The following is a 23842-nucleotide window of genomic DNA, read 5'->3' on the forward strand; positions in this document are numbered from 1 at the left end:
GGGGAGTGTCCGCACCGGTAGCTAGGCTGAGGGGGTGCCGGACTCCGAAAAGCCTACTCTCATGATCGTCGACGGCCATTCGCTGGCTTTCCGCGCGTTCTACGCGCTCCCGGTCGACAACTTCACCACCAAAGATCACCAGCATACGAACGCCATCTACGGCTTTCTCTCGATGTTCGTGAATCTGATCAAGGATCACAAGCCGACGCACATCGCCGTCGCCTTCGACCTGTCTCGCACCTCGTTCCGTACCCGCGAATACGCGGAGTACAAGGCGAACCGGTCCGAGACACCACCCGAGTTCTCGGGTCAGATCCCGCTGCTGCGTGACGCGCTCGAGGCGATGGGCGTCCAGATCGTCACGAAAGAGGACTACGAAGCCGACGACGTTCTCGCAACCCTCGCGGCCCAGGGTGCTGAGCAGGGTTTCGACGTGCTGGTGGTCTCGGGCGACCGCGATTCGATCCAGCTGGTGACCGAAGACGTGACCCTGTTGTACCCGTCGGTGCAGGGCGTTTCGCAGTTGAAGCGATACGACACGGCGGCCGTCATCGAGCGCTACGGCGTGCGCCCGGAGCAGTATCCCGACATCGCCGCGCTCGTGGGTGAGACGAGCGACAACCTGCCGGGCGTGCCGAAGGTCGGCGAGAAGACGGCCGTGAAGTGGCTCAACCAATTCGGCTCGCTCGATGAGCTCCTCAGCAACGCCGACAAGGTCGGCGGCGTGGTCGGCAACAACCTGCGCGAGCATATCGAGGCCGTGCGCCGAAACCGCACGCTGAACCGGTTGGTGCGAGACCTCGAACTACCCCTCGGGCCGGCGGATCTCGCGATGCAGCCGATGGACGCGCAGGCGGTTCGCGACATCTTCGCGCGTCTCGAATTCCGCACCCTGTTGCCTCGCGTTTTCGAGGCGGTCGGGCTGGATGCGGAAGAGTCCGCCGCCGCGGCCGCGCGTGAGCCCGGTGTCGCCGCGCCGACGGTGCGGGAGGTCACCGCGGTCGAGGCCGCGGAGTGGGCCAATTCACTCGCGCCCGAGACACCCGTCGGCGTCACGATCACGCTGCAGTCGGGTCTGCCGTACCGGGTCGGGCTCGCAACGTTGGACGATGCCGTCGAGCTGACGTGGACAGCGGATGCTCCCGGCTGGGAAGCCCTGGGGGAGTGGTTCGCCGGTCCCGCGGCCAAGGTGGCCAACGACGCGAAGCCGCAGGTCAAGGCGCTTCGCCGCGCGGGCTTCTCGCTCGGCGGTCTCGCGTTCGACACCCTGTTGGCGGGCTGGCTGCTACGCCCGAGCTTCCCCGACCGCACCCTCGCGGACCTGGTGGATCGATACCTCGATGAGAAGTTGCCGGAGTCCGATCCGACGCAGCTCGTGCCCGAGACCGAGGGCGCGACCCCCGCGCAGTTGGCCTGGTATACGTTGCGCGTCGCGGATGCGCTGGGCGACGACATGCCCGAGCCTGTTCGAGCGGTTCTCGACGACATCGAACTCCCGACGCTCACGGCGCTGGCAGACCTCGAACTCGCCGGTGTCGCGGTCTCGCACACCAAGCTGTCGGAGTTCTCGGCAGAGCTCGGCGCCCGCGCGGAGGCGATTGCGCAAGAGGCGTACGGAACCATCGGCCGCGAGGTCAACCTCGGCTCGCCGAAGCAGCTGCAAGAAGTGCTCTTCGAAGAGCTTGCGCTTCCGAAGACACGCAAGACGAAAACGGGCTACTCGACGGATGCCGCCGTTCTCGCGGATCTGCAGGAGACGGCACCGCATCCGTTCCTGAGTCTGCTGTTGCAGCATCGCGAGGCGACCAAGCTCCGCCAGATCATCGAGTCGCTGGACACCGCGATCGGGGACGACGGGCGCATCCACACCACGTATCTGCAGACGGGCAGCCAGACGGGTCGGCTCTCGAGCACAGACCCGAACCTGCAGAACATCCCCGTCCGCACCGAGGAATCGCGTCGTATCCGCAGCGCGTTCGAGGTCGGACCGGGGTACGAGGCGCTTCTCACGGCCGACTACTCGCAGATCGAGATGCGCATCATGGCCCACCTGTCGGAGGACCCGGGGCTGATCGAGGCGTTCAACTCGGGTGAAGACCTGCACCGGTTCGTGGGCGCTCGTGTCTTCGGAGTGGAGCCCTCCGAGGTCACCCCCGCGATGCGGACGAAGGTCAAGGCGATGTCGTACGGCCTGGTCTACGGGTTGTCGGCGTTTGGCCTGTCGAAGCAGCTGCGCATCGAGCAGAGCGAGGCGAAGCAGCTGATGATGGAGTACTTCGCGCGCTTCGGCGCCGTGCGCGACTACCTGCGCGCGTCGGTCGAACAGGCGAAGATCGACGGCTACACCACGACGATCTTCGGCCGTCGCCGACCGTTCCCCGACCTGTCGAGTCCCAACCGGGTCCTGCGCGAGAACGCCGAACGGGCCGCGCTCAACGCGCCGATTCAGGGCAGCGCCGCCGACATCATGAAGATCGCGGTGCTCGACATCCATGCCGCCCTGCGCGAGCAGGGGCTCGGCTCTCGCGTCCTGATGCAGATTCACGACGAACTCGTGCTCGAGGTCGCACCGGGGGAGTGGGAAGCCACGGAACAGATCGTGCGCACCCGCATGGGGGGCGCGGCGCAACTCTCCGTGCCATTGGACGTGCAGATCGGGCGCGGTTCGGACTGGAACGAGGCGGCTCACTAGGCTCGAAGGATGACCGAAGCAACTCGCACGCCCACGCAGATCGACGCGATCGCCGAATCCTGGGTCGACACGCTCGTAGAACTGTCGCCGACGCTGGGCACGTACATCGGCCGCATGGAGCACGCGGACCGGTTCGATGACTTCTCGCCCGCGGGCCACGCGCGGTTCGCGGACGAAGCCCGGAGCGCCCTGAGCGCACTCGAGGCCGCCACGCCGACCGATCCGATCGACGAGATCACCCGCACCGACCTGTCGAGCGAGCTCCGCCTCGCGCTCGAGCTGCACGACATCCGATGGAACCTGCGGGACCTCAACGTGATCGCATCGCCCGCCCAAGAGATCCGCGAGGTCTTCGATCTGATGCCGACGGACACGGCCGAAGACTGGGAGGTCGTCGCTCGGCGACTGGGCGCCGTGAAGGGCGCTGTCGACGGCTACATGGAGTCTCTGCGCGAGGGCGTACGCCAGGGGATCGTGCCCGCGCGCCGTCAAGTCGTCGAAGTCATCACGCAGATCGGCCGGTACACGGCCGACAACGGGTTCTTCACCGAGTTCGCCGGCGAAGCGGCCCCCGCCGACGGCCAGCTGCCGGCGTCACTCGCGCGCGAACTCGCAGACCAGGCCGGGGCAGCGCGCGTCGCGTACGATCAGCTCGCCGAGTTCATGCGCACGGAGCTTGCGCCCGCCGCCGGCGAAGGCGACGCCGTGGGGCGCGACATGTACGCGCTGCACTCGCGCCGGTTCCTCGGCGCTGTGATCGATCTCGACGAGACCTACGAATGGGGCATCGAAGAGCTCGCGCGCATGGTCGCCGAGCAGGAGTCCATCGCGAACGAGATCAGCCCCGGCGCGAGCGTCGAAGAGGTGGTCGCGCTGCTCGAGCAGGACCCGTCGCGCAAGCTGCACGGCACGCAGGCTCTGCAGGAGTGGATGCAGGCGACGAGTGACCGCGCGATCGCCGAGCTCGGCGCCACGCACTTCGACATTCCCGAACAGATCCGCACCCTTGAGTGCATGATCGCGCCGACCAAAGAGGGCGGGATCTACTACACCGGGCCGACGGATGACTTCTCACGCCCGGGCCGCATGTGGTGGTCGGTGCCCGAGGGCGTCACCGAGTTCGACACCTGGCGCGAGCTGACCACGGTCTACCACGAGGGGGTTCCCGGGCATCACCTGCAGATCGGCCAAGCGACGTACAACCGCGCGCAGCTGAACTCGTGGCGGCGCCTGCTGGCCGGCACCTCGGGGCACGCCGAGGGATGGGCGCTCTACGCGGAACGGCTGATGCAGGACCTCGGATACCTCGATGATCCGGCCGACCGGCTCGGCATGCTCGACGGGCAGCGGATGCGCGCGGCCCGTGTCGTGCTCGACATCGGTGTGCACCTCGGCAAGCAGCGTCCCGACGGCGCGGGCATCTGGGACGCCGAGTACGCACTGGCGTTCATGGGGCGCAACGTCAACATGCCCGACGAGTTCGTCCGCTTCGAGGTCAATCGCTATCTCGGATGGCCGGGGCAGGCTCCCTCGTACAAGGTCGGTCAGCGCATCTGGGAGCAGGTCCGCGACGATTACGCCACGGCGCGTGGCACGGACTTCTCGATCAAGGAGTTCCACAAGCGGGCGCTCGACATGGGCGGGGTCGGTCTCGACACGCTTCGTACGGCGCTGCTGCGAGACTGAACCGGAGCGGTTTTCGAGAACGGGAATGGCCGAGTGAGGCATCCTGTTACATACGCGTGAATAGAAAGGCGTGTTCATGACGCTCGAACTCGGTCTCGACACCTTCGGAGACATCAGCCGCGGATCCGATGGATCCCTCGTGAGCGATGCACAGACGATCCGCGATGTGGTCGACCAGGCGGTGCTCGCGGATCAGGTGGGCATCTCGTTCATCGGCCTGGGGGAGCACCACCGCCGTGACTTCGCCATCACGAGCCCCGAGATCGTGCTGGCCGCGATCGCGGCGCGCACAGAGCAGATCCGCCTCGGCACCGCCGTGACTGTCCTCTCGAGCGACGACCCCGTGCGCCTGTATGAGCGTTTCGCCACGCTCGACGCGATCTCGCGCGGTCGTGCCGAGATCATTCTCGGCCGTGGTTCGTTCATCGAGTCGTTCCCTCTTTTCGGATACGAACTGAGCGATTACGAGGTGCTCTTCGAAGAGAAGTTGGGGCTGTTCACCGAGCTCCTGAAAGAGAAGCCGGTCACCTGGCAGGGCACGACACGTGCTGCGCTGAACAACGCCGATGTCTTCCCGAAGACCGAGAACGGTCTGAAGGCGTGGATCGGTGTCGGCGGCAGCCCCGAGTCCGTTGTACGCGCCGCCCGCCACGGCCTGGGGCTGATGCTCGCGATCATCGGGGGACCGGCCGACCGGTTCCGCCCCTTCGTCGACCTGTACCACCGGTCGCTGACCGCGCTCGGAAGCGAGATGCTGCCCATCGGCGTGCATTCGCCAGGTCACGTCGGCGAGACCGACCAGCAGGCCTGGGAGGAGGCCTACCCCGGATTCGAAGAGTTGAACAACACGATCGGTCGCGAACGCGGCTGGCCCCCGTACAACCGCATGCGCTTCCAGCACGACGTCGGGCCCGAGGGGGCTGCGTATGTCGGATCGCCCGAAACGGTTGCCCAGAAGATCGCGCAGACCGCGCGCACGCTGGGGATCGCGCGATTCGACATGAAGTACGCATCCGGATCCATCTCGCACGACAAGCTCATGACGAGCATCGAGCTGTACGGCACGCGCGTCCTTCCTCGTGTCCACGAGCTGCTGTCTGAAGATCCGGGACCCGTCGGCAGCGCGGCGTGACATCGCGTCCGCGTACATGGGAGAGGTCTTCTCCGGCATGAGTGGCCCATTCGGACCGCTTCTCCGGGCATCCGGCCCATTCGTTCCTTTCGGATGTACGCGGCGCTCCCTTACTGACGTTGCGCGGGACCGGGCGGTGCGGGCATGTCGGCCCGAGCCCAGGACCCCGGCTCTGTTGCGATCAGCTGCGTGTGCCGCCGCTTAGGCTGAACGGGTGTCTTCCGTGCGTTACGTCGCCATCGGCGATTCCTTCACCGAGGGTGTCGGGGATGAGCTGCCAGACGGTACGACGCGTGGCTGGGCCGACCTGGTCGCGCAAGGCTGGGCGAACGCGACGGCTGAGCCCGTCGAATATGCCAACTTCGCGATTCGCGGCAAGCTCATCTGGCCGATCGTCCGAGAACAGCTCGAGCCCGCGCTGGCCTTGAAGCCCACGCACCTGTCCTTCAACGGCGGCGGCAACGACATGCTGCGGCCGCGGGCAGACATCGAGCACATCGCGGACGCCTTCACCCAGGTGCTCCGTCGGTGCGACGAGGAGGGGGTCGCGTTGATCCTGCTCTCGGGTGCCGACCCGTCGCGGCAGCTGCCGCTGGGCCGCATGATCCGGCGCCGCGGCGACGCGCTGTCGCGCGCTGTGCTCCGGCGCGCGCAGGGACGCACCGATGTCATCCGGGCGCTCAACTGGCCGGATGCCGATCTCGGAACGCCGCCGTTCTGGGCGGAGGACCGCCTACACATGAACGCGCGCGGCCACCACCGGGTCGCGGCTCGGGTGCTCGACGCGCTCGGACTCGCCGCCCCGCACGAGTGGTGGGACCTTCCTCCTCTCGCTGCCGGTGGCCCGAAGGGCCTGGCCTACTACCGCACGCACGTGGGCCCGTGGATGCGCCGCCGCATCACGCGCACGTCGTCCGGTGATGGTCGGGTCGCGAAGTACCCGGACTGGCTCCTGGTCCCGCCGCTCGGATGAACGCGAGCGGCGTCAGCAGCCCGGGCCCGACGGTTGTTCGGCGCAGGTTCGCTGGACGAGCCCGGTTCGCACCTCGACAACACGCACGTCGTAGAACGACGTGGCAGAAGTGACTGAGCCCGTCACCGGTCGCCAGGAGCCCGTTCCGAAGTTCACGGCGGCGCTGTAGACCACGCGAACTCCGGCCCGATACGAGCCCGGCGCACCGTAGACATGGCTCGTCGGTGTGGCCGTGTAGTCGGGGACGCCCAGACGAGCCCAGGTCGCCCCGCCCGTCGCGGCCGTGCGGCTCGTACCGTCGCCGTGGTCGAATCGGTAGCCCGTCGGCGTGAACCGTACGGTCACGTCATATCCCAGGAGCGGTCCGCTCAGCAGTTGGACGGATGCCGCAGCCACTAGGTTCGTCGGCATCCCGACGACGCCGAGGCCGAGCGGCTCACCCGTCACGGTCGGCACGGCGGGCACGAACGAGCGAAGATCTTCCGCCGTTACGTCCGGGAGCGTGACGACGCTGTAGAGCGGGCGGCACAGCGACGTCTCACACTCCTCTTCGGGTGCCGGGGGAGCGGTGCTCGATCCGCCGCCGCCCTTGGTTCCGCCGCCGCTCTGTCCACCCGACCCGTTCGAGGACCCGGAACCGCCGGGTGTGGTCGTCCCGGCTCCCACATCGACCTGACTGCCATCGGTTGTCGCGCTGCAGTGATCAAGCCATCCAAGCTCGTTGCAGCTGCCGGGTGACGCTCCCATGGGAAACGCTGAGAATGAAAAAGCCAGAACCAGAACGGCTGCTGCCCTCAACATTGCGGTCCGCTCGATCGCCCCCCGATCAAGGCGATTGCTGCGCCCGTAGCGGAACTGGGACTTGGCACAGCGACTACGGTCATTGTCTGGACGTCTCCCCGAGTATCGGATACCACGGATGCGCCGCTGCTGTCGAGTACAGCCACCTCAGCAACATCCAGGCAGACAGCGAGCTCCAAGCCGCTCGCGCCGAGTACGAGTGGTTCAACGAGGGTCGGTACAGAGCGACCGGTCACGGCCCATCCGTCAGCATGCATCTGAGTAAGCGTTTCGCGAATACCCGCGTTCGCCTCGCCGGTCGTCCAGGCATACACGGCCTCGAAGGTTTCGGGGTCGGCGAGGTCGACCTGGTTCAGCGCGTCGACGTATGCGCGATAGGTCGCTTCAGCCGCCGCAAAGGCCTCGGCCTCCGACGCGAAAGTCGGAGTGGGGGTGGGCTGCGGCATCGGCGCGGCGGCGCATCCGCTGATCAAGACGGCAAGAGCCGCGACGACAAGTATCCGAACAGGCCGCTGCACGCCCACACGCTAGCGCGCGTCGCGGATCAGCGCCGCGAGTTATCCACAGAGTAGGTCAGCTCGGCGAACTGGCCGACGCGTCGCACCGCCGTGAGCGTGAGGCGATCGGATTCCAGCCGACGGGGGAGAAGCGACCGACCGGACCCGAGCGCGACGGGCGCGACGCTCAGCACGATCTCGTCGAGCAGCCCAGCGTCGGCGAACTGGCCAGCGAGCTCGCCGCCGCCGACGACCCAGACGTCCTTGTCGCCGGCGGCCTCGAGAATCTGGGGCCATGCGTCCGCTACTGAACCCGATCGGAATCGGATGTCGGCTCCCGGTACGGCAGTCCGTTCGCGGCTGGTGAAGACGAAAGTCGGTCGGTCCGCGTAGAACTGCGCCCACTTCTCGGGATGATCGAGCAGCTGATCGTGCCGGACGACCCATTCGTACGTCGTGGAACCCTCGACGAGCACGCCGATCCGATCCATGAACGACGCGATGCCAGCCTCCGCCTCGGCCGCGTCGGGCACCGCAAAGAGCCAGCCGAGGGAATCGAAGGGGTCCGCGATGAACCCGTCGAACGTGGTTGCTGTGTAGTAGACGACGCGAGTCATGCACCAGAGACTAGGGGTGACCTCCGACACGCGACTTCCTTCCACTACCAGGATATGGCCCCGAGGGGGGCTTGCGGCAAGGCCCCCCTGGCGGCGGAGAATCATCGATCGTGACTCCGAACCCAAGTGTTTTCGCCCTTCCCTCCCATCTCTCAGCGAAAGCCGATGCGCGCCTGATCGGTGCCGACGCGGATCACTTTCGCGCGGTCGCTGCCACGATCGACTCCTCGTTGGTCGTGCTGCGGGAGCGGCTCGATACCGCTCGCGCTCAGATCGTCCGCCCGGGGTGGGAAGCCGTCGACCGCGACCTACGGGTACGCCGTCTGACGGCAGAGATGTCCGCGCTCGAGCGCCTGCGTCTCGACCTGTGCTTGGGCAGATTCCTGCGGACGGATGCCGTGAGCCCCGTGTATATCGGACGCTTCGGATTGGCCGACGGCGAGGGTCGTCGTCTGCTGATCGATTGGCGTGTTCCGGCGGCCGCCCCGTACTTCGCCGCGACCCGCGCGCAACCGATGGACGTCACGACGCGCCGCCGGTATCGGTGGAACGCCGCGCGCATCGTCGACTACTGGGACGAAGTGCTATCCGGCGACGCCGATGTCGCGAACGTCGCACTCGACGACGAGTCGGCCTTCATCGCCAGCCTCGGCTCCAGCCGGTCGGCACAGATGCGCGACGTTCTCGGCACGATTCAGGCCGATCAGGATGCGATCATCCGCGCAGACTCCCGGGGTGCGCTCGTCGTCGATGGGGGACCGGGAACGGGCAAGACCGTCGTCGCTCTTCACCGCACGGCGTACCTGCTGTACGCCGATCCCCTGGTCACCGAGAGGCGCGGCGGTGTTCTGTTGATCGGTCCGCACGGCCCGTACCTGTCATATGTGGCGGGTGTGCTGCCGAGCCTCGGCGAAGAAGGCGTGCAGATCTGCACGCTACGAGATCTCGTCGTCGAGGGTGCGACCGCGGGACCGGAACCTGATCACCGGACGGCGATGCTCAAGGAGTCGGGTCGCCTGCTCGACGCCGTCGAGGCGGCCGTGCGCTACTACGAGCATCCGCCGGTCGTGAACCTGATCGTCGAGACGCCGTGGTGCGACATCCCCGTGGGACCCGCGGATTGGGACGATGCGTTCGCCGCAGCGGACCCGACAACGCCGCACAACGATGCACGGGACGAGGTCTGGGACGCACTACTCGATGTGCTCGTCGACGTCGTCGAGGCGGAGGATGCGCCGCCCACCGCGTTGCGTCGGACTCTTGCACGAGACGAGGCGCTGATGCGTGCATTCTCGGATGCATGGCCCGTGCTCGATCCGGTGAATGTCGTGGCGGACCTCTGGTCGTCGCCGGCATACCTGCACCAGTGCGCGCCGTGGTTGACCGAGGACGAGGTCGCGCGCCTGCAGCGGCCAGACCCACACGCTTGGACGGCGCCCGACCTGCCCTTCTTGGACGCGGCGCGCCGACGGATCGGTGACCCAGAGGGTCCACGTCGGGCCCGCGAGCGCGACCGTCTACTCGCGGCGGAGCAAGAGCGGATGACACAGGTCGTCGACGATCTGATCGCCGCCGATGACGATGGCGAGGGGCTCGTAACGATGCTGCGCGGTGCCGATGCGCGTCAATCGCTCATCGACGATTCGCGCGTGCCCACAACGCGCCCGGATCGACTCGTGGGGCCCTTCGCGCATGTCGTCGTCGACGAGGCGCAGGAACTGACCGATTCCGAGTGGCGTATGTTGCTCAGCCGCTGCCCTTCGCGGAGCTTCACGATCGTGGGCGATCGCGCCCAAGCTCGTCGCGGATTCGCGGAGAGCTGGGCGAAGCGGCTCGAGCGCGTCGGATTCCGAGACATCCGAGTCGCACCTCTGACGGTCAACTACCGCACGCCCGAAGAGATCATGTCGGAGGCAGAACCGATCATCCGTGCGGTCCTGCCCGACGCGAATGTCCCGAAATCCATCCGATCGAGCAGTATCCCGGTTGTGCGCGGCGACGTATCCGAGCTGGGAGTAGTCCTCGATGATTGGCTGTCCGATCATGCGGAGGGGATCGCGTGCGTCATCGGTGCTGTCGCCCGGGAGTCCTCGTCCGACAGAGTGCGCTGGCTGACTCCCGAGTTGGCAAAGGGGCTCGAATTCGATCTTGTCGTGCTCGTCGATCCGCACGGATTCGGTGCCGGAGTCACGGGTGCGGTCGACCGCTACGTTGCGATGACCCGCGCAACCCAGCAGCTCGTGATCCTCACGAGCAGGTGCGTAGCGGATTCGACCGCGGGATGAAAGGGGGTGGGAGCCAACAGCCGCGGTTGATACACATGGAGCATGCACAGGATCCACTACGCAGGGGACTCGATCGTGACCGGCTCGGAGATCGCGCGCGCGTTGTTGGACTATGCGCAGGCGCTGTCACAGGTGAGTGCATCGGCCACCGTCGAAGTACCCACGCTCGAGGACGACGGCCGAAGGGGGAACGTAGAGCTTCTGATCGGTCCGGCCAGTCAACTCATCGCGCACGAGGTGCGCTCACAAGACGAGGACGTGGTCGACGACGAACTCGTCGAGCGGATGACCGCAGAAGCACGCCGACTCCGGCAGTTCGGCTGGGATACACCGACAGCGGGCGTGGTGCCCGTCGAGCCGAAATACGATTGGACAGACCTGGACGACTTGTGACCCGCCGCGAGCGATCGACGTAGCGTGTGAGTGTGAAACCGCCATACGAGTTGCCCTCGATGCGGGCGATCATTTCGATCGCCCTGGGCGCGACGGTCGCGGTACTGTCGGCTCCGTTCCTCATGCACCACGCGGCCCCATGACCAGGCCCAGTTATGTATTGACACAGTAATACATACGATGGCACAATGTGGGTGTGAATCAGGGGATGCCGGGGGAGGGGAAGCTCACATGATCGTCATAGATCCTCGATCACCCGTGCCGCCATTCGAGCAGCTGCGCACCCAACTCCTCGATGCGGTGACAGAGGGGGAACTCGCACCCGGGACCCGACTCCCGACGGTCCGGCGGCTCGCTGAGGATCTCGGCATTGCTGCGGGAACGGTCGCGCGCGCTTATCGAGAGCTCGAGGCATCCGGAGTCATTGAAACGCGTGGACGCAACGGCACGTTCGTCTCACCGCACGGCGATGCTGCACACCGCGAAGCACAGCGGGCGGCGACGGTGTTTGCCGACCAGATGCGCGCTCTGCGCCTCGACACGGAAGAGGCGCTCGCACTCGTTTCGGCGGCGCTCCGTAGCGGAACCACGACAGCCCCGTCGGGCTGACCCTCGCGCGTGCGCCTGAGCGTACGGGCGAGTGGATTCGACCTTAACTGACATAATGTGCATTATCGGGGATAACCCATTGCTACACTCCGTCGGTCACGGCCGGCAGCGGATCAGGAACCGCGCAGTTCACCCAGCGACGAGACGACGAGTCTGGGAGGCTCCTCGGCGAACATGATCGTCACCAGCGTGTGTGTGCACGAGTTGCACCGGACGATTGCCGCGGTCTCGTCGATTTCCACCCACGCTTGCGCGATGCGCGCCGCCGCGCCGCACGAGCCGCAAACCGCCACCATGTCGGTCGGCTCGCCACCGAAAAGTCGGCTGAGGGCGCCCGCCAGAACGTTTCCGTCGACGTGGTCCGCGTGCGCCGCACGCCTGTGTGGATCCATCATCCGCCTCCGAATCGTTCGGTCTTGATCCGCGCCGGATCGTGTCCGAGTTCGACGAGTCTGCGCGAGACGACTTCGACGAATGCCGTCGGCCCGCAGACATAGACCGTCGGCGCATCCGTGGCCGGAAAGACCGCGGCGGCGATCGTTTCGGCGTTCAGGCGTCCCACGACGCCCGGCCAGCCCTCGGGCGCGTGTTGTGTGAAGGCCCAGGTGAGCTCGATCCCCTGCTCCCCCAGCGCCATCAGATCATCGCGATATATCGCATCCTCCGGGGATTTCACCGAGTACAGCAGCCGGAACGGTTGCCCGGTTCCCGCCGAGGCCCGGGCGCGTGCGATGGCGCGCAGAGGGACGATGCCCGAACCTCCCGCAATGAGCTGCACGGGCGAAGCATCCTCGCCGCGCCAGACGAAGTAGCCGCCCAAGGGGCCGAGGATCTCGAGGTGGTCCCCCGGCTGCGCCTCGCGCACCAGATAGGGCGAGACTTCACCCTCGGGATGCTCGTCGATAGCGAGCTCGATACGCTCCCCCGTGCCGGAGGAACCGAGAGAGTACGAACGCACTGCCTGGTAGCCGTCCTCCGCGGTCAGGCGGACGTCGACGTGCTGCCCGGGCAGGTTTCCCGGCCATCCGGGCACCTCGACGCCCAGGACTCGGGCGTTCGGCGTAACGGCCGTGACATCTGCGACCTGTGCGACAGCCCAGGTCCGGGGCGTTACCAATAGCGTTCCTCGGTCCAGGGATCACCGTGGGTGTGATAGCCGTTCTGCTCCCAGAATCCCGGGTCGTCGTGGGCCTGGAGGGTGATGCCACGAACCCACTTCGCGCTCTTCCAGAAATACAGGTGAGGCACGAGAAGACGGGCCGGGCCGCCGTGCTCGGGGTCGAGCGGCTCGCCGCCGAACTCGAATGCGATCCAGGATTTGCCACCCAGCAGATCCTCGAGTGCGAGGTTCGTCGTGTAGCCACCGTACGAATGCACCATGACGTACTCGTCCACTGTGTCGACGCCCGCGAACAGCGTGTCGAGCGAAACACCGCGCCAGTTCGTACCGAGCTTCGACCACCGGGTAACGCAATGGATATCGGTGTCGACGTCTTCGATGGGGAGAGCGTGGATCTCGTCCCACGTCCAGGTCGACACGACGCCCTTTTCGGTCGCGATCGAGAAGGACCACTCCCCCGTGTCGATCTGCGGCGTGGGTCCAGCCGAGAGAACGGGAAAGTCATCCGTCAGGTACTGGCCGGGAGGCAACCGCGGATCACTCTCGCGTCGTCGCTCGCCGAACCCTCGCGAGAAGATCGCCACGTCAGCCTCCCGTCACGCCCGAATCGGGCTCTCGAACCACGCCCGATACGGGCTACTCCGTGCCACAGCGTATCCGAGCAGGTCGGTCCGAGGACGCATCGCTTTGTCGCAAATCGTTACGCTCGAGACGTGATCCCTCCCCGCGCACAGCGCCCCCCATGCTCGGGCCGTGCGCGATGAACGGGGTTCTCACGGGGTTCGCCGTCGTCGGACTCGCCATAGCGCTCGGCTACGTCCTCGGCCGACAGGGACTCCTCGGCGAGCACGCACGCTTCGTCCTCTCGCGCCTGACGTTCTTCGTCCTCTCCCCCTTCCTGCTCTTCGTCGTGCTGGCCGAAGCCGACATCCCGACGCTCTTCTCCGCGCTGCTCCCGGTCTCGGCCCTCACCGCGGTGTCGATGTTCGCGGTCTACGCGATGCTCGCCCGTCTGCTCTGGCGCCGCGGGCTCGGCGACACCGTGGTGGGCGCACTCGGTTCGGGCTACGTCAACGCGAACAACATCGGCATCCCCATCGCGCTGTATCTGCTGGGCAACGCCGCGTTCTCAGCCCCGGTGATCCTTGCGCAGCTGCTGGTCTTCATGCCGATCGCGCTCGTGCTGCTGGATGCCTCCACCAGCACCTCCGCACCGTCTGTCGGGCGCATCCTGAAGCAGACGGCACGCAACCCGATGCTGATCGGCGCTGCGCTCGGCGTGGTCGTCGCGCTGACCGGCATCCAACTCCCGCCCGTCGTCTGGGAACCGATCGCCCTCATCGCCGGTGCGTGCGTGCCCATCCTGCTCATCTCGTACGGTCTGTCGCTGCCCGGAGCGCGCGTGCTGACGGCGAAGGGCCGCCGTCGCGACATCCTGTTGGCGAGCGGGCTCAAACTGATCGCGATGCCGCTCGTCGCCTGGGCGCTCGGCCAGTTCGTGTTCGCGCTCCCCCGCGATCAGGTGCTTGCCGTCGTCGTCCTCGCGGCGCTCCCGACCGCGCAGAACGTCTTCAATTTCGCGCAACGGTACGACGTCGGCGAACGCATCGCGCGCGACACGATCTTCCTGACGACGATCGGATGCATCCCGGTGCTGATCGTCGTCGCGCTCCTGCTCTCGTAGTCGCACCAGACACGCCTCGCGGAGCACCTGCGCCGAGCGCGCGACAGCGCTAACCTGGTGTCTCACAGGTATTTCCCAGAAAGGACGCTGCCATGTCCACCGACATCCCCGTCGAAAAGGCTGCCGTCAACGGCATCCGCACTGCCCTCGGTCTGAGCGGCGCCATCGCGCTCATCGTGGGTGTCCTCATCCTCGTCTGGCCGGGCCGCACCGCGATCGTGGTCACGGCCATCATCGCCGTCTACGCCATCGTGGGCGGCCTCGTATATGCCGGTCTCGGCATCTTCTCCAAGTCCATGGGCGGATGGTCGCGGGTCGGTCACATCGTGCTCGGCCTCATCTACGTCGTCGCGGGCATCATCGCCTTCTTCAACCTCGGCATGACGGCCGCCTGGCTCGCGCTGTTCCTCGGAATCCTCGTCGGCATCATGTGGATCGTCGAGGGCGTCGTGGCGCTCACGACGCTCGGTGGCTCCTCGTCGAAGGGGTGGACGATCTTCTTCGCGATCCTCAGCATCGTCGCGGGCATCATCCTGCTGTTCTCGCCGCTCTGGGGTGCACTCGTGCTCTGGTGGCTGCTCGCCATCTCGCTCGTCGTGCTCGGCATCATCCAGATCATCCGCGCCTTCACCTTCAAGTCGCTCTAGGCGGCCGCTGGCACGAGAGAGCGCGCATCCCGAACAACCGGGATGCGCGCTTTTTCGTGCCGTGGATCAGATGAAATCGCTCGTATCGCCGACCAGACGCGTGTTGTCCGCCGGGATCGGGTCGATCGTCGCGCGCGCGATCTCTGCCGCGAACTCGCCCACGTTGTAGAGCTTGCCGGCCGACTCGCGGCGGGACGCGATCGCGCCCGGGTTCGCGCGCTCGAGCAGGGTCGCCGTGATCGTGCCCTCGATCATGTCTCCGGAGACGACGACGAACTCGATGCCTCGGTCGGTCAGATCCGGGATCAGCTCCCTCAGAGCATCCTCACCCGCGCGCTTCGACAACGCGACGGGCTCGTACTCGGCCATCGTCGGCGTGGTCCGGATGAAGTGCGCCTGGTGACTCGTGACGAAGACGACGCGCGAACCGGCGTCCAGCAGCGGCAGTGCGCGCTGCAGCGCCCCGACCTGCGCGTCGCGATTGAGCAGGAGGGCGTAGTCCTCGCCCATCCCGCTCTCCATTCCCCCCGAAGCGTTCAGGACCAGGATGTCGAGGCCACCGAACTCGCGCTCGATCTCGGCGTACATGGTGCCCACCGAGTCGGCGTCGGTCAGATCCGCACCGATCACGAGGGCTCGGACGCCGAGCTCACGCACCTGCGCGGCGAGCTTCTCGGCACGGGGAGCCTTGTTGCGGAAGTTGATGACGACATCGGCTCCCGCCTCGGCGAGGTAGCGGACTGTGTCGGCACCGATACCGCGGGATGAGCCCGTCACGAGCGCCCGCTTTCCTGCGAGAGAACCGGGTGCGAGGGGCTGTGACATGCGTACTCCTGGGATGGCGGGGTGAGACGTCTCGACCCTACCAAGCGGGCGTGGTTCGCCCGTCGTTCCGGCGCATTCCCCCCGCCTTCCGGGACCACCCGCGTGCTAGGTTCGATGAGGAGGAGGCCTACCGTGGAACTCATCCAGAACATCGATCAGTTCGCGTGGATCGGATGGATCGTCCTGATCCTGGTCTTCTTCACGATCGAGACGCTGACGCTCGAGATGACCTTCCTGATGCTCGGTCTCGGCGGTGCCGCCGGTCTCGTGTCGGACCTCGCGGGTGCACCGCTCTGGCTGCAGGTGATCATCGCCGCGGCCGTCGCCGCACTCCTGCTTCTCGTCCTGCGCCCACCGCTCCTGCGGCGCCTGCGCCGCGGTGAGGACCCGGTACTCAGCAACATCGACGCACTCCGCGGGATGCGCGGGGTCGTCGTCTCGACCGTCGGTCCGATGGGCGGGCAGGTGCGTCTGGCCAACGGCGACATCTGGACGGCCCGCGCCGATGCCGACATCGACATCACCCCCGGCATCAGCGTCACCGTCACCCAGATCGATGGAGCGACCGCCGTCGTTCAGCCCGCAGAGCCCACGAACGTCATCCAGGAGGACTCCCCCGCATGATCGAGGACATCATCCCCACGGCGATCGGCTGGACGCTCGCGCTCGCGGTCTTCATCTTCGTCGTCGTCATCATCGTTCGGTCGATCCGGATCATTCCGCAGGCATCCGCTGGCGTCGTCGAGCGCCTCGGGCGATACCACCGCACCCTGATGCCGGGGCTGAACCTGCTGGTTCCCTTCATCGACCGGGTGCGCCCGCTCATCGACCTGCGCGAACAGGTCGTGTCCTTCCCGCCACAACCGGTCATCACCGAAGACAACCTGGTCGTCTCGATCGACACGGTCATCTACTTCCAGGTGACGGACCCGCGCGCGGCGACGTACGAGATCAACAACTACCTCGGCGCCGTCGAGCAGCTGACGACCACCACGCTCCGCAACGTCGTGGGTGGCCTGAACCTGGAAGAAGCCCTGACGAGCCGCGATGAGATCAACGGCCAGCTGCGCATCGTGCTCGACGAGGCGACAGGCAAGTGGGGCATCCGAGTCGGACGTGTCGAGCTGAAGGCGATCGACCCGCCCGCGTCGATCCAGGATTCGATGGAGAAGCAGATGCGCGCCGAGCGTGACCGGCGGGCGCTCATCCTGACGGCCGAGGGAACGAAGCAGTCCGCGATCCTGACGGCAGAGGGTGCACGACAGGCCGAGATCCTCCGCGCCGAGGGCGACAAGGCGGCGGCAGTGCTGCGTGCAGAGGGTGAGGCCCAGGCGATCCAGACCGTCTTCCACGCGATCCACGTCGGCGACGCGGACGAGAAACTGCTGGCCTACCAGTACCTGCAGACGCTGCCGAAGATCAGTGAGGGAGCGTCGAACAAGCTCTGGATCATTCCGAGCGAGTTCACCGCGGCGCTGAGCGGCATCACCAACGCCTTCGGCGTGAGGGCACCCGGCGGCGCGGACAACCCGACCGCGGCCCCGCCCGCGCCCAGTCCCGTTCCTCCGCTCCCCTGAGAGTGATCCGGTGGGCGGCGTTCCCGTGAGCCATCCCTGGTTCTCGGATGCGGGCACGCCCCGCGTTCTCGCACATCGCGGCCATGTCACTGCACGTATGGCGGACGAGGGCATTGCAGAGAATTCGATTGCGGCGATCGCGCAGGCCCACGCTGCGGGGGTCCGATACGTCGAGTCCGACTGCCACCTCACCCGCGACGGCGTCGTGGTGCTCTTCCATGACGACGATCTGCGGCGCGTTACGGGCGATCCTCGTCCGATCGCGGACGTCGACGCTCGTGAACTCAGCCGGCTCATGGCCTCGCGGGGTGGCTTGGCGACGCTCGACGAGACCCTCGACGCTTTTCCGACGCTGCGCTTCAACCTCGATGTCAAGGCACCCGGAGCGGCCGTGCCGGTCGGCCACGCAGTCGCCGAGCATGGTGCACGCGTGCTGCTCACGAGCTTCTCGGATCAGCGCCGCCTCACGGCTCTCGCCGCTGCCAGCGGTGCCACGACGGGCGTGCGCCCTGCCACGTCCGCCGGGACCGGCACGATCGCCAGGCTGCTCGCGGCGGTCGCCCTCGGCTCGGCGCGGGCCGCCCGCCGCCTGTTCGCCGACATCGATGCCATCCAGATCCCGGAGCGTCAGGGCCGGTTTCGCGTGCTCACGCCGCGCCTCATCCGCGCGGCGCACGGGTCCGGGGTCGAGGTGCACGTGTGGACGGTGAACGATCCGGACGAGATGCGCCGCCTCGTGGCGCTCGGTGTGGACGGGATCGTCACGGACCGGACGGATGTGGCTCTCGACGCCCTGGCATGAACCGACCATTCTGACATCCGCAACACTGTGCGTTCACTGGGAATGCCGGGCCCGTACGGCCCGTTCGGATGAACCATCCAGGTCAGGGCGTTATACCGGAAGGAGGAGTCACGAAGGCTCCGTCATACACACGCCGAGGAGACCACACGATGGCAGATCGCAGCCTACGGGGCATGCGTCTCGGCGCCCAGAGCCTACAGAGCGAAGAGGGCGTCGTATTCATGGAACGCACGGAGTACACCTACGCGTGTACCGTGTGCGAACGACAGACCAAGCTGGTGTTCGCGGCCGATGCTGAGGCACCCGAGGCCTGGGAGTGCCGCACCTGCGGTGCCGAGGCCGCACTGGTCGTCGACAACGAGGCCGTGACGATCGATCACAGCGCCGACAAGATCCCGCGCACGCACTGGGACATGCTGCTCGAGCGCCGCTCGCGCGCCGAACTCGAGGAGCTCCTCGAAGAGCGTCTCGCGTACCTGCGCGCACGCCGCGGCGCCGGCCAGAACCCCGACAGCCTGCTGCTCGGGGCCTGAGCCCACACGACGAAGAGAGGGGTCGGATGCCGAGGCATCCGGCCCCTCTCGCATGTCCCGACAAGAAACCGGGCCCGTCGACCCCTCAGGCGATGCGCCGCCGGGGACGCACGACGATCCCCGCGGCAAGCAGAGCGAGCAGGCTGCCACCCGCGATGACGATCGGAACGGCCTCGCCGAGCACGACGGCCGGGGTGAGTCCTGTGCGGAGCGGCACCTCCGTGAGCATGTGCCCCGCCACGTCCACCGGCAGGCCGTCGATCTGGCTCCCGTCAGGTGCGATCACCTGACTCGTGCCGACTGTCGAGAGGTTGACCACCGCACGGCCCGTCTCGATCGCGCGCATGCGGGCGAACGCGAGCTGCTGAAGGTTCTCATCGGTTCCGCGGAAATCGGCGTTGTTCGTCTGGAACATGTATACCTGCGCGCCATCGCGCGCTCCCGTCCAGATCACCTCGTCGTAGATCACGTCGAAGCAGATGGCCAGACCCACCCCGACGCCGTCGACGTCGAACATCGGCGTCGCTGTGCCGGGCGTGTACTCGCGCTGGATCAGATCGATCAGGTCGGGCGCGAACAGGCGGTAGAACCAGCGATCCGGCACATACTCACCGAACGGTACGGGATGCCTCTTGTCATAGGTCGCGACAGCGCCCTCCCCCGCCTCCCAGAGCATCGAGGAGTTGAAGAAGAGTCCGTCCCGCTCGGATGCCGCGTTCATGATCAGGGGCGCGCCGGCACGTTCGGCGACGGCATCGAGCACGCGCGCGGTGTCCGCGTTGTTCCGGGGGTCTGAGTCGACGCCGCCTTCGGGCCACAGCAGCACGTCCAGCTGCTCCCCGTAGAGCGGCCGGGTCGCGGCGAGCTGAGCGTTGAGCACGGCACCGGCCGGGGCACGGTCGAAATACCCCGAGGGACCGTTGCCCTGCACGGAGCCGACACGCATGGTCCCGGCATCCGACGTCGGGAATTGGGGAGCGATCGCGAGGACCACAAGGATCGATGCAGCAGGCAGGGCCGTGCGCAGGTCGGTGAATCGTGCGGCACGCACGTACTCGATGACGGCCGCGCAGAATGCCACGACGAAGAAGCTGAGGCCGGTGACCCCCACCCACGACGCCAGCTCGGCGAAGGGCCCGTTCGTCTGGGTGATCCCCACACGCCCCCAAGGGTAACCGCCGTAGGGCCACGAGCCGACGACCAGCTCGCGTACGCACCACAGGCCCGCCACGATGAGCGGCAGAACGATGAGCCGCGCCCAGAGCGAGGGCACGGCCCGCGGCACCCAGCGGTACGCGAAAGCGATCGTCACCGTGAGCGCGGCCGTGATCACGGCCTCGAAGAGCGACAGAGCGAGCCAGGGAACCGGCCCGAGGTAGCGCGCGGTGAAGACCTGGTTGGTGAGGAAGAACGGCGCCGCGAAAGCGAACCCGACCAGGACCGAACTCCAGGCGCGACGCCCGATGATCGACACGAGTGCGAGAACGACCGCGACGAAGGCGAGGGGCCACCAGGCGACATCCGGGAAGGCCAGATCGAGACAGAACCCGGCGGCGATCGAGGCGGGCACGGCGGCCCAGAGGGGCAGCACAGGGCGCACCTCGACGCGTTTCAGGGGCATCCGACAACCCTACGCGGACGCGATCAGACCGCGCTGTACGCGACGATGCCGCGACGGACCCCGTCGAGCGCGGCACGGGCGGTGCGTCCGAGGTCCCCTTCGGCGACGAGTGACAGCTGATCGAGCAGATCGATCGTCTGCTTGCACCACCGCACGAAGTCTCCCGCGGCCATGTCGGCGTCTTCGAGCACACGGTCGAGCGGCATCCCCCGCGCCCAGGCCCGCATCGCTCGCGCGAGACCCGTCGCGAGCGGTTCCGAACCCGGCAGCCGGTGTTCCCGCTCGAGGTCGTCCAGATCCGACCAGAGCTCCTCGGTCGCGCTCAGAGCGACGCGGAACTCACCGCCCGGCAACCCGTGCTCGCCCGGCCCCGCGGAGTCGCGGCGCGGTTCGTACACCAGGCAGCTCGCCAGAGCGGCCAGCGCCGGCGCATCCAACCGATCCCACAACCCGCGCCGCAACGACTCGGCGACCAGCAGGTCGCGCTCACCGTAGATGCGGCGCATCGTGCGCCCGGCATCCGTCAGTGCCGTGCCGCCGTCCTCACCGACACGCAGGTAGTCGAGCGCGGCGAGCACGTCCGTGACTCGGTCGAACTGGCGCGCGACCGTGCCGGTACGGGTGTCGATCTCACGCCGGGTCTTGTCGACCTGACGCTTGAGCTTCCAGTACCGCTCGGCCCACCGCGCGTGCGCCTCGCGATCGGGACAGGTGTGGGACGGATGCCGCTGCATCCGCGTGCGCAGGTCACGGATCTGCGCCTGTCGGCGTTCGCGCGCGGCCTTGGACCCGAGGAACTCGCCACGGTTCTGCTTCTCGAGATCGCTCAGCTCGCGCCGGATCCGCGAATACTCGGAGAAGTCGCCGCGATCACACGTCATCGCCTTCTCGTAGCCGGCGAGCGATTCTTCCTGCTCACGCACCTGGCGAGCGAGGCCCACGACGGCACGGTCGGCCTGGAACTGGGCGAACGAGGATTCGAGCAACTCCCGAGCGCGTGCCCGGCCGTACCGATCGATCAGGTTCACGGCCATGTTGTAGGTGGGGCGGAAGCTCGAGTGCAGCGGGTACGTGCGCCGCGATGCCAGAGCGGCTACGGCCTGCGGATCGAGCCCCTCGGTCCACTGGATGACCGCGTGGCCTTCCACATCGATTCCGCGCCGGCCCGCGCGCCCCGTCAGCTGCGTGTACTCCCCCGACGTGATCGCCACGCGCGCCTCGCCGTTGAATTTCTCCAGCTTCTCGAGCACGACGGTTCGCGCCGGCATGTTGATGCCGAGCGCGAGGGTCTCGGTCGCGAAGACCGCGCGCACGAGCTTGCGCTGGAAGAGCTCTTCGACGACCTCCTTGAAGGCGGGCAGGATGCCGGCATGGTGGGCCGCGACGCCGCGCTCGAGGTTCTCGCGCCACTCCCAGAAGCCGAGCACGGCGAGGTCCTCGTCGGGGAGCGAACGCGTGCGGTCTTCGACCACGGCACGGATCTCGGCGCGCTCTTCGGGTGTCGTGAGCCGCAGATTCGCACGCCGCACCTGTGCAACGGCCTGCTCGCATCCGGCACGGCTGAAGATGAAGAAGATCGCGGGCAACAGGTTGTTCCGGCGGAGCAGTTCGACGACGTCGGGACGGTCCATCCGTTCGATGCGCTGCACGTTGCTCGGGCGGACCGGGCGCTGACCGCCGGACCGTTGGCCAGCCTTGTGCGGGCGGCCACGCGTCGGTTCGTAGCAACCGGCCTGGCGACCGCTGTTCATGCTCTGAGCGCGGCGATTGTTCTCGAAGTTCGGTCCCTTGACCGACCTGATGCGCATGAGTTCCTGGTTGACCTGCGCGGTCGCGATACCGGCCCGGTCGTCGAAGAGGGGGAGGAGATCGCTGCGCACTAGCACGTGCTGCTCGAGCGGCACGGGCCGCGTCTCGGAGACGATGACCTCGGTGTCGCCGCGCACGGTGTCGAGCCAGTCGCCGAACTCTTCGGCGTTCGAGACGGTGGCGGACAGCGACACGAGTCTCACCGAGCGGTGCAGGTGGATGATGACCTCCTCCCACACGGCGCCTCGAAAACGGTCGGCGAGGTAGTGGACCTCATCCATCACCACGAACGAGAGATCGCGCAGCGCGGGCGAGTCCGCGTAGAGCATGTTGCGCAGCACTTCGGTCGTCATGACGACGACGCGGGCGTTGCCGTTGATGTTGGTGTCACCCGTGAGCAACCCGACCTGGTCGGCACCGTAGACCTGCTGGAGCTCGCGGAACTTCTGATTCGACAGCGCCTTCATCGGCGTCGTGTAGAAGGCTTTGCCGCGCACCGACAGCATCGCCAGATGGATGGCGAACTCGCCGACGATCGTCTTGCCCGCGCCGGTGGGCGCCGCAACCAGAACGCTCCGGCCCTCCTCGAGCGCCTGGCATCCGGCAATCTGGAAGGGATCGAGGTCGAACGGCTGCGCCTCGGCGAAGGCGGACGTCACCGGGTGGCGTTGTGCTTCGCGTGCGGCAGCGAATCGCTCGGCGGGACGGGGAACCTCGGCCGAGGGACTCACCCGTCGATCCCGGGAGTGGGGAGCAGGGGTGGCTCACGCCGCCGACGACGACGGTCGAAGAGCACCGAGAACGCCGCCGCGGCCAGATACAGCACGATCATGATGCCCATCAGCAGCAGCATCGAGGTCACGTCCGCCGCCGGGGTCGCGAGCGCCGCGAAGACGGCCGCGATGAGCACCGCGACACGCCATCCCTTCAGGATTGCCATGCCGCTCATGACCCCCGCGACGTTCAGCGCGACGAGGAAGACGGGCAGCACGAATGCGACTCCCAGGACGATGAAGAACTTGAACACGAAGTCGTAGTAGGTGTCGTAGGTGAACAGCAGCGCTGCACCGTTCGGGACGAAGGAGGTCATCAGGTCGATCACGTGCGGGATGATCAGGAACCCGACGGCGCAGCCGGCGAAGAACAAAGGCACGGCCGCCGCGGCGAACGACCAGGTGTAGCGGATCTCTTTGCGTGTGAGCCCCGGCATGATGAATGCCCAGATCTGCCAGAGCCAAACCGGTGCGGAGATGAGGAGACCGAGAGCGAAGGCGATGCGGATCCGCAGATCGAATCCACTCGTGACCGTCGTGAAATTCAGTGCCGTGAGCGACTGGCCGTCCATCGTCTGACCGCGGCGCTCCGCTGCGGCCAGGATCGGCTCATTCAACAGCGAGATGACGCCGTCCGTGATGAAGAACGCGATGACCATCGCGACGACGACGCCAAGCGCGGCGATCATCAGACGCCGACGTAGCTCGACGAGATGCCCGGCGAGGGACATCCGCTTCTCGCGGCGTGGTTCGTCCTCCGAGACGG

At 67.0% G+C, this 23842-nt stretch carries 23 protein-coding genes; 13 read left to right on the plus strand and 10 right to left on the minus strand.

Annotated features, from left to right (window positions below):
- Positions 1–34: 34 nt before the first annotated feature.
- From polA to CGU35_RS06570, 4 genes are all read left to right on the plus strand, one after another.
- Positions 35–2692 (plus strand): DNA polymerase I, encoded by a 2658-nt coding sequence (gene polA / locus CGU35_RS06555; RefSeq protein ID WP_181003379.1) that lies wholly within the window; start codon positions 35–37, stop codon positions 2690–2692.
- Positions 2693–2701: 9 nt separating this feature from the next.
- Positions 2702–4378 carry a DUF885 domain-containing protein gene (locus CGU35_RS06560; protein WP_100810763.1) on the plus strand — a complete coding sequence of 559 codons (1677 nt, stop codon included), beginning with the start codon at positions 2702–2704 and terminating at the stop codon, positions 4376–4378.
- 76 nt (positions 4379–4454) lie between these two features.
- The gene (locus CGU35_RS06565) at positions 4455–5510 is read left to right on the plus strand and encodes an LLM class flavin-dependent oxidoreductase (protein WP_100811322.1); all 1056 of its coding nucleotides are present in this window, start codon (positions 4455–4457) and stop codon (positions 5508–5510) included.
- A gap of 214 nt (positions 5511–5724) precedes the next feature.
- Positions 5725–6483, plus strand: coding sequence for an SGNH/GDSL hydrolase family protein (locus tag CGU35_RS06570; RefSeq protein WP_181003378.1), 759 nt, complete (start codon positions 5725–5727; stop codon positions 6481–6483).
- A gap of 12 nt (positions 6484–6495) precedes the next feature.
- On the opposite strand, the gene CGU35_RS06575 is transcribed toward CGU35_RS06570, so the two are convergent.
- The 3 genes from CGU35_RS06575 to CGU35_RS06585 are packed head-to-tail and all read right to left on the minus strand — an operon-like array spanning position 6496 to position 8398.
- Positions 6496–7230 carry a hypothetical protein gene (locus CGU35_RS06575; RefSeq protein WP_157813911.1) on the minus strand — a complete coding sequence of 245 codons (735 nt, stop codon included), beginning with the start codon at positions 7228–7230 and terminating at the stop codon, positions 6496–6498.
- A 47-nt stretch (positions 7231–7277) separates the two neighbouring features.
- A complete protein-coding gene (locus tag CGU35_RS06580) occupies positions 7278–7802 on the minus strand; it encodes a hypothetical protein (protein ID WP_181003377.1) in 525 nt (174 codons plus the stop codon).
- Positions 7803–7828: 26 nt separating this feature from the next.
- Entirely contained in the window at positions 7829–8398 is a 570-nt protein-coding gene (locus tag CGU35_RS06585) for a dihydrofolate reductase family protein (RefSeq protein WP_100810766.1), read from the minus strand.
- 110 nt (positions 8399–8508) lie between these two features.
- Between CGU35_RS06585 and helR the strand changes: the two genes are divergently transcribed.
- From helR to CGU35_RS06600, 3 genes are all read left to right on the plus strand, one after another.
- Complete coding sequence (gene helR, locus CGU35_RS06590; RefSeq protein WP_100810767.1) at positions 8509–10683, plus strand: RNA polymerase recycling motor ATPase HelR; 2175 nt, start codon at positions 8509–8511, stop codon at positions 10681–10683.
- Positions 10684–10758: 75 nt separating this feature from the next.
- A complete protein-coding gene (locus CGU35_RS06595; protein WP_146048017.1) occupies positions 10759–11076 on the plus strand; it encodes a hypothetical protein in 318 nt (105 codons plus the stop codon).
- Positions 11077–11307: 231 nt separating this feature from the next.
- Entirely contained in the window at positions 11308–11685 is a 378-nt protein-coding gene (locus CGU35_RS06600) for a GntR family transcriptional regulator (RefSeq protein ID WP_100810769.1), read from the plus strand.
- A 113-nt stretch (positions 11686–11798) separates the two neighbouring features.
- Here the strand turns inward: CGU35_RS06600 and CGU35_RS06605 are convergent, their stop codons facing one another.
- From CGU35_RS06605 to CGU35_RS06615, 3 genes are read right to left on the minus strand one after another with little or no spacing between them, the layout of a single operon-like run.
- Positions 11799–12080: a DUF6510 family protein gene (locus CGU35_RS06605; RefSeq protein ID WP_232711174.1), complete on the minus strand. Its 282-nt coding sequence runs from the start codon at positions 12078–12080 to the stop codon at positions 11799–11801.
- Entirely contained in the window at positions 12077–12802 is a 726-nt protein-coding gene (locus CGU35_RS06610; protein ID WP_181003376.1) for an FAD-binding oxidoreductase, read from the minus strand. The genes CGU35_RS06605 and CGU35_RS06610 overlap by 4 nt, the downstream gene beginning before the upstream one ends.
- The gene (locus tag CGU35_RS06615) at positions 12796–13389 is read right to left on the minus strand and encodes a molybdopterin-dependent oxidoreductase (protein ID WP_100810772.1); all 594 of its coding nucleotides are present in this window, start codon (positions 13387–13389) and stop codon (positions 12796–12798) included. The genes CGU35_RS06610 and CGU35_RS06615 overlap by 7 nt, the downstream gene beginning before the upstream one ends.
- A 176-nt stretch (positions 13390–13565) precedes the next feature.
- Here CGU35_RS06615 and CGU35_RS06620 point away from each other — a divergent pair, with 176 nt between their 5' ends.
- Both CGU35_RS06620 and CGU35_RS06625 read left to right on the plus strand, forming a co-directional pair.
- Complete coding sequence (locus CGU35_RS06620) at positions 13566–14489, plus strand: AEC family transporter (protein ID WP_100811324.1); 924 nt, start codon at positions 13566–13568, stop codon at positions 14487–14489.
- A gap of 92 nt (positions 14490–14581) precedes the next feature.
- Complete coding sequence (locus tag CGU35_RS06625) at positions 14582–15136, plus strand: HdeD family acid-resistance protein (protein WP_100810773.1); 555 nt, start codon at positions 14582–14584, stop codon at positions 15134–15136.
- A gap of 66 nt (positions 15137–15202) precedes the next feature.
- Here CGU35_RS06625 and CGU35_RS06630 read toward each other — a convergent pair whose 3' ends face one another.
- A complete protein-coding gene (locus CGU35_RS06630) occupies positions 15203–15961 on the minus strand; it encodes an SDR family oxidoreductase (protein WP_100810774.1) in 759 nt (252 codons plus the stop codon).
- A gap of 132 nt (positions 15962–16093) precedes the next feature.
- Between CGU35_RS06630 and CGU35_RS06635 the strand changes: the two genes are divergently transcribed.
- From CGU35_RS06635 to CGU35_RS06650, 4 genes are all read left to right on the plus strand, one after another.
- Positions 16094–16585 carry an NfeD family protein gene (locus CGU35_RS06635; protein WP_232711175.1) on the plus strand — a complete coding sequence of 164 codons (492 nt, stop codon included), beginning with the start codon at positions 16094–16096 and terminating at the stop codon, positions 16583–16585.
- Positions 16582–17538: an SPFH domain-containing protein gene (locus tag CGU35_RS06640; RefSeq protein WP_100810776.1), complete on the plus strand. Its 957-nt coding sequence runs from the start codon at positions 16582–16584 to the stop codon at positions 17536–17538. The genes CGU35_RS06635 and CGU35_RS06640 overlap by 4 nt, the downstream gene beginning before the upstream one ends.
- A gap of 25 nt (positions 17539–17563) precedes the next feature.
- Complete coding sequence (locus tag CGU35_RS06645) at positions 17564–18340, plus strand: glycerophosphodiester phosphodiesterase family protein (RefSeq protein ID WP_100811325.1); 777 nt, start codon at positions 17564–17566, stop codon at positions 18338–18340.
- Between the two features lie 149 nt (positions 18341–18489).
- On the plus strand, positions 18490–18873 hold the full coding sequence (locus CGU35_RS06650) for an RNA polymerase-binding protein RbpA (protein WP_100810777.1): 384 nt from the start codon (positions 18490–18492) through the stop codon (positions 18871–18873).
- Positions 18874–18958: 85 nt separating this feature from the next.
- Here the strand turns inward: CGU35_RS06650 and lnt are convergent, their stop codons facing one another.
- From lnt to tatC, 3 genes are read right to left on the minus strand one after another with little or no spacing between them, the layout of a single operon-like run.
- A complete protein-coding gene (gene lnt, locus CGU35_RS06655; protein WP_100810778.1) occupies positions 18959–20494 on the minus strand; it encodes an apolipoprotein N-acyltransferase in 1536 nt (511 codons plus the stop codon).
- Between the two features lie 23 nt (positions 20495–20517).
- Positions 20518–23034 (minus strand): DEAD/DEAH box helicase, encoded by a 2517-nt coding sequence (locus tag CGU35_RS06660; RefSeq protein ID WP_100810779.1) that lies wholly within the window; start codon positions 23032–23034, stop codon positions 20518–20520.
- The gene (tatC, locus tag CGU35_RS06665) at positions 23031–23807 is read right to left on the minus strand and encodes a twin-arginine translocase subunit TatC (RefSeq protein WP_100811326.1); all 777 of its coding nucleotides are present in this window, start codon (positions 23805–23807) and stop codon (positions 23031–23033) included. The genes CGU35_RS06660 and tatC overlap by 4 nt, the downstream gene beginning before the upstream one ends.
- Between the last annotated feature and the right edge of the window lie 35 nt (positions 23808–23842).

Source organism: Microbacterium sp. BR1 (assembly GCF_002812725.1).
Taxonomy (GTDB): domain Bacteria; phylum Actinomycetota; class Actinomycetes; order Actinomycetales; family Microbacteriaceae; genus Microbacterium.